The 11,289-nt window shown below is 70.4% G+C and carries 9 protein-coding genes; 5 read left to right on the forward strand and 4 right to left on the reverse strand.

Annotated features, from left to right (window positions below; translation table 11 throughout):
* The first annotated feature begins 66 nt into the window (after window positions 1–66).
* On the forward strand, window positions 67–948 hold the full coding sequence (locus tag BGO22_RS19850; protein WP_070398814.1) for an alpha/beta hydrolase: 882 nt from the start codon (window positions 67–69) through the stop codon (window positions 946–948).
* A gap of 100 nt (window positions 949–1,048) precedes the next feature.
* On the opposite strand, the gene BGO22_RS19855 is transcribed toward BGO22_RS19850, so the two are convergent.
* Window positions 1,049–2,026: a GMP reductase gene (locus tag BGO22_RS19855; protein WP_070398813.1), complete on the reverse strand. Its 978-nt coding sequence runs from the start codon at window positions 2,024–2,026 to the stop codon at window positions 1,049–1,051.
* Window positions 2,027–2,235: 209 nt separating this feature from the next.
* Here BGO22_RS19855 and BGO22_RS19860 point away from each other — a divergent pair, with 209 nt between their 5' ends.
* Complete coding sequence (locus BGO22_RS19860) at window positions 2,236–4,596, forward strand: UvrD-helicase domain-containing protein (protein ID WP_204744459.1); 2,361 nt, start codon at window positions 2,236–2,238, stop codon at window positions 4,594–4,596.
* A 93-nt stretch (window positions 4,597–4,689) separates the two neighbouring features.
* Here the strand turns inward: BGO22_RS19860 and BGO22_RS19865 are convergent, their stop codons facing one another.
* Window positions 4,690–5,808, reverse strand: a complete 1,119-nt coding sequence (locus BGO22_RS19865; RefSeq protein ID WP_083293129.1) for a TIGR03364 family FAD-dependent oxidoreductase — start codon at window positions 5,806–5,808, stop codon at window positions 4,690–4,692.
* An 86-nt stretch (window positions 5,809–5,894) separates the two neighbouring features.
* Here BGO22_RS19865 and BGO22_RS19870 point away from each other — a divergent pair, with 86 nt between their 5' ends.
* Window positions 5,895–6,437: an HD domain-containing protein gene (locus tag BGO22_RS19870; protein ID WP_070398811.1), complete on the forward strand. Its 543-nt coding sequence runs from the start codon at window positions 5,895–5,897 to the stop codon at window positions 6,435–6,437.
* 193 nt (window positions 6,438–6,630) lie between these two features.
* On the opposite strand, the gene asd is transcribed toward BGO22_RS19870, so the two are convergent.
* Window positions 6,631–7,545, reverse strand: coding sequence for an archaetidylserine decarboxylase (gene asd, locus BGO22_RS19875; RefSeq protein ID WP_070398810.1), 915 nt, complete (start codon window positions 7,543–7,545; stop codon window positions 6,631–6,633).
* Between the two features lie 56 nt (window positions 7,546–7,601).
* Here asd and BGO22_RS19880 point away from each other — a divergent pair, with 56 nt between their 5' ends.
* On the forward strand, window positions 7,602–9,257 hold the full coding sequence (locus BGO22_RS19880) for an aminotransferase class III-fold pyridoxal phosphate-dependent enzyme (protein WP_070398809.1): 1,656 nt from the start codon (window positions 7,602–7,604) through the stop codon (window positions 9,255–9,257).
* Between the two features lie 71 nt (window positions 9,258–9,328).
* On the opposite strand, the gene BGO22_RS19885 is transcribed toward BGO22_RS19880, so the two are convergent.
* Entirely contained in the window at window positions 9,329–9,931 is a 603-nt protein-coding gene (locus tag BGO22_RS19885) for a hypothetical protein (RefSeq protein WP_070398808.1), read from the reverse strand.
* 177 nt (window positions 9,932–10,108) lie between these two features.
* Here BGO22_RS19885 and BGO22_RS19890 point away from each other — a divergent pair.
* Window positions 10,109–11,289 (forward strand): glycosyltransferase family 4 protein (locus tag BGO22_RS19890; RefSeq protein ID WP_286852261.1); only part of this gene is annotated, 1,181 nt, incomplete at its 3' end.

Here is an 11,289-nt window from a genome sequence, read left to right on the forward strand (position 1 = left end):
CAGGCGGTGCCGGCGCCAGCGTCCCCAGAGGGAATACCCCAAGCCCCCATGACACAATCGCCCGCCATGCAATCGCCCTTCCCCCGAGACCCGGCCTGGCTGGACCGCGAATACAACAACCGCGCCCGGGTGCCCGAGCACCCGGCGTACTTCGAGCGCTGGGCCCGGGACTCGAAGCAGGTGCGCGAGCGGGGTGGGGCGCTGATCGATCTGCGCTATGGGCACGGGCCCGCCGAACAGCTGGACGTCTTTCCGGCCCAGGGGGGCGCCGGCGGCGCCGCGCCGGTGCTGTTCTTCATCCACGGCGGCTACTGGCGCGCCCTGGACAAGTCCGACCACTCCTTCCTGGCGCCACTGTTCCAGCGCCTGGGCGTGTGCGTGGTGATGCCGAACTACGCGCTGTGCCCGGCCACCACCGTCCCGGGCATCACGCTGCAGATGGCGCAGGCCCTCGCCTGGACGCACCGCCACATCGCGGTGCACGGGGGTGACCCGAGCCGTATCACGGTGGCGGGGCATTCGGCGGGCGGTCAGCTGGCGGCCATGATGCTGGCCTGCCGCTGGCCCCAGGTGGGCGCCGACCTGCCCGCCGCACTGGTGCGCAATGCGCTGTCGGTGTCCGGCCTGTTCGATCTGGAGCCGCTGCGCCTGGCGCCGTCCTTGCAGTCCTCGCTGAAGCTCACGCCGGACCAGGTGCGCAAGGCCAGCCCGGCGCGCCTGCCCTCGCCCGGGCTGCGGCAGGGGCGCGGCGAGCTGGTGGCCGTGGTCGGTGGCCAGGAAAGCGGCGAGTACCACCGCCAGAACCACCTCATCCGCGAGGCCTGGGGCGCCGAGGTGGTGCCGGTGTGCGAGGCACTGCCCGGCCTGAACCACTTCAGCGCGCTGGACGCGCTGGTCGCGCCAGACCACCGCCTGCACACGCTCGCGCGCCACTTGCTGGGCGTGTGAGGCGCATCGCCCCCGAGCTGCCGCGGAACCGGCTTTGCCGGGCCGCGGGCGCCACTCCGTCGAGGGGGACGCGCGAAGCGCGGCGGGGGTGGGGCACGAACTACATCAAGAGGTGCTCGCCCGCGTTGTCCCCGCCCAGGATGACGTAGTTCACCTTGCGGATGTCCAGCAGCTTGGTGCCGCCGGCGTAGCTGATGGAGCTTTGCACGTCCTGCTCCATCTCGATCAGCGTGTGCGCGAGCGGGCCCTTGATCGGCTCCAGGATGCGCTTGCCTTCCACGTGCTTGTACTCGCCCTTGTTGAAGTCGCTGGCCGAGCCGTAGTACTCCTTGTAGAGCACGCCGTCGACTTCCACCGTCTGGCCCGGTGATTCCTCGTGTCCGGCGAACAGCGAGCCGATCATCACCATGCTGGCGCCGAAGCGCACGCTCTTGGCGATGTCGCCGTGGCAGCGGATGCCGCCGTCCGCGATGATGGGCTTGGTGGCCACGCGCGCGCACCACTTGAGCGCGCTGAGCTGCCAGCCGCCGGTGCCGAAGCCGGTCTTGAGCTTGGTGATGCAGACCTTGCCGGGGCCGATGCCCACCTTGGTCGCGTCGGCGCCCCAGTTCTCCAGGTCGATCACCGCCTCCGGCGTGCCCACGTTGCCCGCGATCACGAAGGCCTTGGGCAGCTTTTCCTTCAGGTAGCCGATCATCTTCTTCACGCTGTCGGCGTGGCCGTGCGCGATGTCGATGGTGATGTACTCGGGGCACAGGCCCTGGGCCACCAGGGTGTCCACCGTGGCGTAGTCTGGCGCCTTCACGCCCAGCGAGATGGAGGCGAAGCTGCCCTTGGCCTGCATCTCGCGCACGAAGGCCACGTTGTCCAGGTCGAAGCGGTGCATGACGTAGAAGTAGCCGTTCTGCGCCAGCCAGGTGCAGATGGACTCGTTGACCACCGTCTTCATGTTGGCGGGCACCACCGGCAGGCGGAAACGCCGCCCGCCGAGCTCCACGCCGGCGTCGCACTCCGAGCGGCTTTCCACGCGGCACTTGCGCGGCAGCAGCAGGATGTTGTCGTAGTCGAAAATTTCCATTGAAACCAAGCTCCAGAAAGCTGTTGTCGAACAGATGAGCGCTTGGCCTGGCCGGTTCTCTTGCCGCGGCGGGCAAAAAGAAACCGGGCGCAAGAATCTTGGGCCCGGTGCGCGATTCTAGACCGATGGCCCGTCCCCCGCCCGGTATGGGGTCCATATGCCCCCACGTATGGACCGGCCACCGCGCGGGCGCTTTCTACAATCCCTCGATGCCCCTGGACACCGCCCCGAATCCCTCGCCGCTGGTCGCCGGCCTCAATGCCGAGCAGGCCGCCGCCGTCACCCTGCCCGCCGAACACGCGCTCATCCTCGCGGGCGCCGGTTCGGGCAAAACGCGCGTGCTCACCACGCGCATCGCCTGGCTGCTGCAAACGGGCCAGGTGGGGCCGGGCGGTGTGCTGGCCGTGACCTTCACCAACAAGGCGGCGAAGGAAATGGTCACGCGCCTGTCGGCCCTGCTGCCGGTGAACGTGCGCGGCATGTGGATCGGCACCTTCCACGGCCTGTGCAACCGCTTGCTGCGCGCGCACCACCAGCTCGCGGGCCTGCCGGCCACCTTCCAGATCCTGGACACCCAGGACCAGCTCTCGGCCATCAAGCGCCTGTGCAAGCAGTTCAATGTCGACGACGAGCGCTTCCCGCCCAAGCAGCTGCAGTACTTCATCGCCGGTTGCAAGGAAGACGGCCAGCGCCCGCGCGACGTGCCCGCGCGCGACGAAGAGACGCGCAAGAAGGTCGAGCTCTACGCGCTGTACGAGGAGCAATGCCAGCGCGAAGGCGTGGTCGATTTCGGCGAGCTGATGCTGCGAAGCTACGAGCTGCTGCGCGACCAGGACGCCATCCGCGCGCACTACCAGCGGCGCTTCCGCCACATCCTGATCGACGAGTTCCAGGACACCAACAGGCTGCAGTACGCCTGGATCAAGCTGTTCTCGCCCCCCCCCATGGAAGGCCTGGACGTGGCCGTGGGCAACGCGGTGTTCGCTGTGGGCGATGACGACCAGAGCATCTACGCCTTCCGCGGCGCGCGCGTGGGCAACATGGCCGACTTCGTGCGCGAGTACCGCGTGCAGCACCAGATCAAGCTTGAGCAGAACTACCGCAGCGTCAGCAACATCCTGGACGCCGCGAACCACCTCATCGGCCACAACCAGCGCCGCCTCGGCAAGAACCTGCGCACCGACGCGGGCGCGGGCGAGCCGGTGCGCATCAACGAGTCGCCCAGCGATTTCATCGAGGCGCAGTGGGTGGTCGACGAGATCAAGTCCCTGGTGCGCGAGGAAACGCCGCGCAGCGAGATCGCCATCCTCTACCGCAGCAACGCGCAGAGCCGCGTGATCGAGACCGCGCTGTTCAACGCCGGCCTGCCCTACCGCGTGTATGGCGGCCTGCGCTTCTTCGAGCGTGCCGAGATCAAGCACGCCCTGGCCTACCTGCGCCTGATCGAGAACCCGCGCGACGACACCAGCTTCCTGCGCGTGCTCAACTTCCCGCCGCGCGGCATCGGCGCGCGCAGCGTGGAGCAGCTGCAGGACGTGGCGCGCGCGGCCGGCTGTTCGCTGCACGACGCGGTGAGCGCGGTCACCGGGCGCGCGGGCACGGCCATCGCGGGCTTCGTCGCCAAGATCGACGTGATGCGCGAGCGCAGCGAGGGCAGCCACCTCAAGGGCATCGTCGAGCTGGTGCTGGAGCACAGCGGCCTGGTGGAGCACTACCGCCAGGAGCGCGAAGGCCAGGAGCGCGTGGAGAACCTGGAGGAACTGGTCAACGCGGCCGAGAGCTTCGTGATGCAGGAAGGCTTCGGCCGCGAGGCCGTGGCGCTGACGCAAAGCCCGGCCAGCCAGGGCCTGGACCTGAACGCCCCCGTGCTCGACGAGCCCCTGGCCCCCGACGCCGACACCGGCGAGACCCTGAGCCCGCTCGCCGCCTTCCTGTCGCACGCCGCGCTCGAATCGGGCGACAACCAGGCCCAGGCCGGACAGGACGCGGTGCAGCTCATGACCGTGCACGCCGCCAAGGGCCTGGAGTTCGACTGTGTCTTCATCGTCGGCCTGGAGGAAGGCCTGTTCCCGCACGAGAACGCCATGAGCGACCGCGACGGCCTGGAAGAGGAGCGCCGCCTGATGTACGTGGCGATCACGCGCGCGCGCCAGCGCCTGTACCTGAGCCATTCGCAGACGCGGCTGCTGCACGGCCAGACGCGCTACAACCTCAAGAGCCGTTTCTTCGATGAATTGCCCGAGCACTGCCTGAAGTGGCTGACGCCGCCGCAGCCTTCGGGCTGGGGCGGCACGGGCAGCGCGGGCTGGGGTGGCCACCGCGCGCTGGGCACCCCGGTGCCGCAGCCGGCGTGGTCGCCGGCCTGGAAGGCCGCCAGCGCGCCCGCGCCCGAACCCGATCGCGGCACGCCGATCAAGAGCGGCATGGCGGTGTTCCACAACAAGTTCGGCGAGGGCAAGGTGCTCGCGGTGGAGGGCGCGGGCGATGACGCGCGCGCGCAGGTGAACTTCCCGCGCCACGGCACCAAGTGGCTGGCGCTGAGCGTGGCCAAGCTCACGCCCATCGAATAGGCCAGCAACCAGGCCGTCGAGGCGGCCTGGTTGCTCGGGCGTTCGCGCTGGGCTGGCCGATGCCTGGCCCGGCCCGGCGTTGGGCCGGTTCCCCTACCAGCCCGCGAACACGTCCTCGGCGATGCCGAACGAGGTGCTGGCGCCGGTGCCGCTGGTCACCAGCACCAGGCGAAGGTGGTCGGCCGGCGCGTGGATGAGCGCGTCGGCGCCGTGGCCCGTCGGGTAGACACCGGTCCAGCGCTCCACCACCTCACAGCGGCCCAGCCCGACCACCTCGTGCAGGTGGCCCAGGATGCGATCGTCCACCGCCTCGCTGGCGAAGGGCTCGGGCGTGGCGTGCGGGTGGTGGGAATCGCCCACCACCAGTGTTCCGTCGGCGCTCTGCACGGCGATCAGGTGGATGCCGTCGTCCAGGCTTTGGCTGCATTCGGCGCGCAGTTGCTCCCGCAGTGGCGCCGAACTGGCGAGGTCGGCGTAGCCGTGGTAGCGCACCAGGCTGAGGTCGCTCATCACCGCCGCGCCCAGCCGCCAGCCGGCCGGTGGGCGCACGCGCAGCATCTGCAGACGCGTGAGCCCCAGTGCGTGGTCGGGCAGCAGGCGCCGCGCTACGCCATTGAGTTCGGTGCCGGGACAGACCACGATGCGCTCGGCCGTCCACTGGCCTTGCGCGCCGTGCACCGTGGACCCCTCGATGCCCAGAACCTCCTGCCCCCAGAAGAAGCACACGCCCTGCCCCTGCAGCCAGCGCGCGAGGGCGGGGATGGCCTCGCGCGACTCGACGCGCAGCTCGTGTGGGCTGTACAGCGCGCCCGCTGCACCGCGGGACTTGAGCGAAGGCATGCGCCCGCCCCAGGCCTCGCCGCGGTGCAGTTCACAGGCCTCGCCCATCTCGGTGCCGGCGAACTCGGCCAGCACGTCCAGCGCCCGCGCGCGCTGGGCCACCACCCACAGGCCCTGGTGCACCACCGGGATGCCCGCCTGGGGCGCCAGCTCGGCCCAGAGGTCGCGCGAGCGCCGCGCGCGCCGCCAGGTGTCGCCGGCGCGCTGGCCGGTCACGGTGACGAAGCCGAAGTTGCGGATGGAGGCGCCCACGCAGCGGTGGTCGCGCTCGATCAGCGCCACGCGCAGGCCGCGGCGCAGCCCCATCCAGGCATGGGCGAGGCCGGCGATGCCGCTGCCCACCACGATCAGGTCGAAACGCTTGTCGGTCACGGGAAAGGCGAAGGGGATGCTTCGAATGGACGTCGGGGCGTCATGTTGATTGCACACAATGAAAGCCCGTTGACAGTTCCACCCGCATGAACCCCTCCTTCGACTCACTCTGGGCGCTGTTGGCCGCGCGCGGCCACGAGCGCTACACCGGCGAACCCGTGACCCATCTGGAGCACGCCCTTCAGACCGCCGATCTGGCGCGCCGCGGCGGCGCGGGCGAGGCCCTGGTGGTCGCCGCGCTGTTGCACGACGTCGGCCACCTGATCCATGGCGTGGCGGGCACGCCCAGCGCCGCCGGCGTCGACGACCGCCACGAAGCGATCGCCGCCGACGCGCTGGGGCGCCTGTTCGGCCCCGCCGTGAGCGGGCCGGTCGGGCTGCACGTGATGGCCAAGCGGCGCCTGTGCGCCGATCCGCGCTACCTTCGGGCCCTGTCGGACGATTCGCGCCGCAGCCTGGCGCTGCAGGGCGGTCCGCTGGACGCCGCGGGCTGCGAGGCCTTCGACCGCCTGGCCCACGCGCAGGACGCGCTGCGCCTGCGCCGCTGGGACGACGCGGCCAAGCGGCCGGCGCGCGAGGTGCCGCCGCTGGACACCTACCGGGCGATGGCCGAGGCGCTGCTGCGCTGAGCCCGGGGCTGGCCAAAAAAAGGCCCTCCGGTCAGATGACCGGAGGGCCCGCAGGGTGCGATGGCGAGCGGCTTCAGGCGCCGATCACCCCGCCATCGTTCTTCGTCGTGCCAACCGCGTCGTGCTGGCTGGCTGGGTTGCGCGCCATCGTCCGTGGCTGGCGTGACGGGCGCATGACAGGGGCTGGGGGCGCTCAGGCTGGCCGCGCCAGCAGCGGCCGGCCCATGCAGATGGACGCGCCCGGCGCGACCCCGGGCGCGAGCGTGAAGCCCGGCGGCGCCAGCACGACGATGGTGGAGCCGTGTTCGAAGTGGCCCATCTCCTCGCCGCGCGCATAGGCCGTGTCGCAGGGCAGCTCGTCGGGGCCGCGGTAGCGCGTGTTGAGCGGCAGCGGCAGGGCGCGCAGGCGCAGGCTGGCCACCAGGATGGCGGCCACGGGCACCAGCAGCAGCGGCGTGCCGTCGGCCAGGCGGGTGAACAGCGCCGCGCGCTCGTTGCGGCAGAACAGGCGCTCCACGCGCTTGAGGGCGATGGGGTTCACGTTCCAGGTGTCGCCGCTGAAGTGCGTCACGTGCTCCAGCGTGAGCGCCTCGGGGGCGTGGAAGCGGTGGTACATGGCCGAGGTCAGGCGCAGCGTCACGAACTGGCCGCCGCGCAGGGTGGCGATGGCCGCCTGCGCGCGCGGCGAATCGCCGAGCAGGTCGGTGAGCGCGTACGGAAAGCCCTTGGCCTGGAACACCTGGGCGCAGGGGTCTTCGCCAATGCGCCCGCTGGCGCCGACGATGGCGTCGCAGGGGCTGACCAGCACCGACGGGGTGGTGTCGACGGGCCGCGCACCCTCGCGCAGCTCGCGCGTGAAGCAGTCGTGCAGGCTGTCGAAGCGCGGCTTCTTCGCGTCGCTCAGGTCGAGGTCGGTGAAGGCCTTCCACACCGCCATGGACGCGTCGCGCACCAGGGGCTGTCGGATCCGGCTGAACCAGCCCATGAAGCGCGTGAGCGCCAGGCGCGGCACGCGGTTGGTGAGCAGGAAGTTCAGGTCTTCGCTGAGCGCGAGGCGGCGCAGCTGGCGTTGCACAAGGCCGTGGGGATTCTGTCGCAGGGCTTTCATCGTTGGGTCATCCGGGGGCCATACAAGAGCGGGAACACCACGACGCCCCGAACGCCATGTCCCTTCTGCCTTATGCCTTGCCAGCCGGTTCGCTCCTGCTGGCCTTGCCGTACCTGAAACAGCGCCTCGAGCTCTCGCGCGCCAAGCACCGCTCGCTGGCGGGCCACTCGCGCTGGGCCAAGCGCCTGGCGGGCTGGTTGCCGGGCTACGCCTTCGACGAGCGCCGCTTCTTCCAGGCCGACGGCGCCGACGACGCGCTGGCCGCGCGGCGCCGCGCGGCCTTCGACGCCCTGTGCGCGGGCTACGCCCAGCGCTACGAACGCTCGCTCGCCCTGACCGCCGACGCGCGCGAGGGACTGGCCGACCTGCAGCTCACCGGCGCCTACCGCGTGCCCTTTCCCTTCAGCCCCTACCTGCGCGAGCGCCTGAAGGTCGGCGCCTTCGTGCGATCGGCCGATGGCCTGGAGGTGGAGGACCTCGATGGCAACCGCTTCCTCGACCTCACGGGCTCCTACGGCGTCAACGTCTTCGGCGTGGACTTCTACAAGGCCTGCATGGAAGAGGGTGCGACCATCGGCCTCGAACTGGGCCCGGTGCTGGGCGCCTACCACCCGGTGGTGGCGGACAACATCGCGCGCCTGAAGGCGATCTCGGGCCAGGACCAGGTGTCCTTCCACATGAGCGGCACCGAGGCCGTGATGCAGGCCGTTCGCCTGGCGCGCTACCACACGCGCAAGACGCACCTGGTGCGCTTCTGCGGCGCTTACCACGGCTGGTGGGAGGACGTGCAGCCCGGCCCCGGCAACCCCATGCCGCCGCGCGAAACCTACACGCTCAAGGACATGGACGACAAGAGCCTGCGGGTGCTGCGCACGCGCCGCGACATCGCCTGCGTGCTCATCAACCCCTTGCAGGCCCTGCACCCGAACCGCAACGCGCCGGGCGACTCCACGCTGATGACCGGCCTGCGCCACGCGGGCTATGACCGCGAGGCTTACACGCGTTGGCTCCAGCGGCTGCGCGAGGTCTGCACCGAACGCGGCATCGTGCTGATCTTTGACGAGGTGTTCCTGGGCTTTCGCCTGGCGCCCGGCGGCGCTCAGGCGTACTTCGGCGTGAAGGCCGACCTGGTGACCTACGGCAAGTCGGTCGCGGGTGGTTATCCGGTGGGCGTGGTCTGCGGCCGCGCCGATCTGATGAAGCGCTTCCGCGCCGAGCGCCCCGCCGACCTGTGCTTCGCGCGCGGCACGTTCAACGCGCACCCGCACGTGATGGGCGGCATGCACGCCTTCCTGCGTCGCCTGGAAACGCCCGAGCTGCGAGCGATGTACGCCGGCAGCGACGAACGCTGGAACGCGCGCCGCGAGCGCTTCAACGCCACCATGGCCGACGCCGGACTGCCGGTGCGCGCGGCGAATCTGCACAGCGTGTGGACCTTGGACTACACGCAGCCGGGCCGCTACCACTGGATGTTCCAGTACTACCTGCGCTGGCATGGCCTGGCCTTGAGCTGGGTGGGCACGGGGCGGTTCATCTTCGCGCTGAACTTCGACGACGCGGCCTTCGATGAGGTGGTGCGGCGTTGCGTGGCGGCGGGCCGGGACATGCAAGCCGCCGGCTGGTGGACGCTGCCCGCGGGCGTGGACGCCCAGGCGATCGGCAAGCAGCTGCGCAGGGAAACCCTGTCGGCGATGTTGCGCCAGAAGGGTTGAGCGCTCAGCGGCCCCGGGCCCGTGCGAGGCGTTCGGGCGCAAGGCAGCGAACACCCGCCCCTCACAGGAAGTCAGCGGCGCCCGACGCCCGGGTCGATGAGCTGGCCCTTCATCAGGTACAGCGGCGCCTTGTGGTACAGCTTGATGTCGTGGAACGGGTCGGTGAGGATCTTGGTGGCCCACACCAGGCCCGTCTGGATGTCCTGCAGGAAGAACAGGTGGATGGTGCGGAACAGCAGGCCACCGATGCCCAGCCCCAGCCACAGCGTGCCCACGTGGCGCGTATAGCCCCAGTGGTCCTGGTGCGCCTCGAACAGGCCCATCACCGTCGGGTCGATCCAGACCAGCACCGGCACCAGCGCCCACAGGCTCATGAGCACCACCTTGCGCTGCAGGTTGTAGCCCACCTTGATCTCTTCCTTGTGCTCGTGCGTGGCCTGGTTCACGTGGTCGTAGCCCTTGGGCTCGAAAAAGAAATGGCCGGCCTGGCGCGAGGTCATGGAGACCAGCCAGGCGATCAGCGCGGAAATCACGGGATCGAACCACAGCATCACGTACGCGACCACGAAGCTGATCGCGCTCACCAAATGCAGCGACTGGTTGATGCGGCTGTGGTGGTAGTAGCGGTGGTCGTCCCAGCGCTGGATCTCCAGGGTCTTGAAGAAGTCGTTCAAGGCGGTCTCCGTCGGCAATGAGGAAGCGGGTGAAAGAAGGGGAAAAGCGGCCGCATGGTGGTTGCCGCGCGTGACGGCGCGGTGACATCGCCGGTGTGTCACCGCGCGGGCACGCACGCGTCACGCCGCTGTCGCGGTGTCATCAATCTGCCGCGAAGCCGCCGCACCATGCCCCCCATGTCCGACACGAGCGCCGAAACGATCCTGGTGGAGGCCTTCCCGGCGGCCCGCCCGTCCCTGCGGCTCGCCGTGGTGACGGAGACCTGGCCGCCCGAGATCAACGGCGTGTCGCTCACGCTGTCGCGCCTGGTGCAGGGCTTGCGCGCGCGCAACCACGAGGTGCAGCTCATCCGCCCGCGCCAGACGCGCGAGGACGCCGCGCGCAGCGACCCGGGGTTTCATGAGGTGCTCATGCGTGGCATGCCGATCCCACGCTACCCCGAACTCAAGCTCGGCCTGCCCGGCAAGGGTGCGCTGGTGCGCGCCTGGACCTTGAGGCGGCCCGATCTGGTGCACATCGCCACGGAAGGCCCGCTGGGCTGGTCGGCCCTGCAGGCGGCGCGCCGCTTGCGCCTGCCGGTCACGTCCGACTTCCGCACCAACTTCCACGCCTACAGCCAGCACTACGGCGTGGGCTGGCTCAAAACGCCCATCGTGGCCTACCTGCGCAAGTTCCACAACCTCACGCGCTGCACCATGGTGCCCACGCAGAGCCTGCGCGCGGAGTTGCAGGCCATCGGTTTTCGCAACGTCAGCGTGGTGGCGCGCGGCGTCGACACGCAGCGGTTCAACCCCGCGCGGCGCAGTGCCGCGCTGCGCGCCAGCTGGGGCGCCGGCGACGGCACCCTGGTGATGGTGGCCGTCGGCCGTCTGGCGGCCGAGAAGAACCTGGGCGTGGTGCTGCAGGCCTACGAGGCCATGCGCGCGCAGAACCCCGACGTGAAGCTCGTCTTCGTGGGCGACGGCCCGCAGCGCGCGGCCCTGCGCCAGCGCTGCCCCGAGGCCCTGTTCGCTGGCATGCGGCGCGACGAGGACCTGGCCGCGCACTACGCCAGCGCCGACCTGTTCGCCTTCGCGAGCCTGACCGAGACCTTCGGCAACGTCACCATCGAGGCCCTGGCCAGTGGCCTGCCGGTGCTGGCCTTCGACACCGCGGCGGCGGGCGACTGGGTGCGCGGCGGGCACAACGGCTGGCTGCTGCCGGTGGACGACGAAGCCGCCTTCGCGCGCCAGGCCGCGCTGCTGGCGCGCGACCCGGCGCTGGTGCGCACGGCCGCGTCGCAGGCGCGCGCGCAGGTGGCGGCGCTGGACTGGCGGCACATCGCCGGCCAGGTGGAAGGGATCTTCCTGCAGACCGT

It is taken from the genome of Hydrogenophaga sp. 70-12, from assembly GCF_001897365.1.
Classification (GTDB): Bacteria; Pseudomonadota; Gammaproteobacteria; order Burkholderiales; family Burkholderiaceae_C; genus Hydrogenophaga; species Hydrogenophaga borbori.

Coding starts and splice junctions, on each gene's coding strand:
- BGO22_RS19850 (WP_070398814.1), top strand. CDS start 67: ATGCAATCGCCCTTCCCCCGAGACCCGGCCTGGCTGGACCGCGAATAC.
- BGO22_RS19855 (WP_070398813.1), bottom strand. CDS start 2,026: ATGGAAATTTTCGACTACGACAACATCCTGCTGCTGCCGCGCAAGTGC.
- BGO22_RS19860 (WP_204744459.1), top strand. CDS start 2,236: ATGCCCCTGGACACCGCCCCGAATCCCTCGCCGCTGGTCGCCGGCCTC.
- BGO22_RS19870 (WP_070398811.1), top strand. CDS start 5,895: ATGAACCCCTCCTTCGACTCACTCTGGGCGCTGTTGGCCGCGCGCGGC.
- asd (WP_070398810.1), bottom strand. CDS start 7,545: ATGAAAGCCCTGCGACAGAATCCCCACGGCCTTGTGCAACGCCAGCTG.
- BGO22_RS19880 (WP_070398809.1), top strand. CDS start 7,602: ATGTCCCTTCTGCCTTATGCCTTGCCAGCCGGTTCGCTCCTGCTGGCC.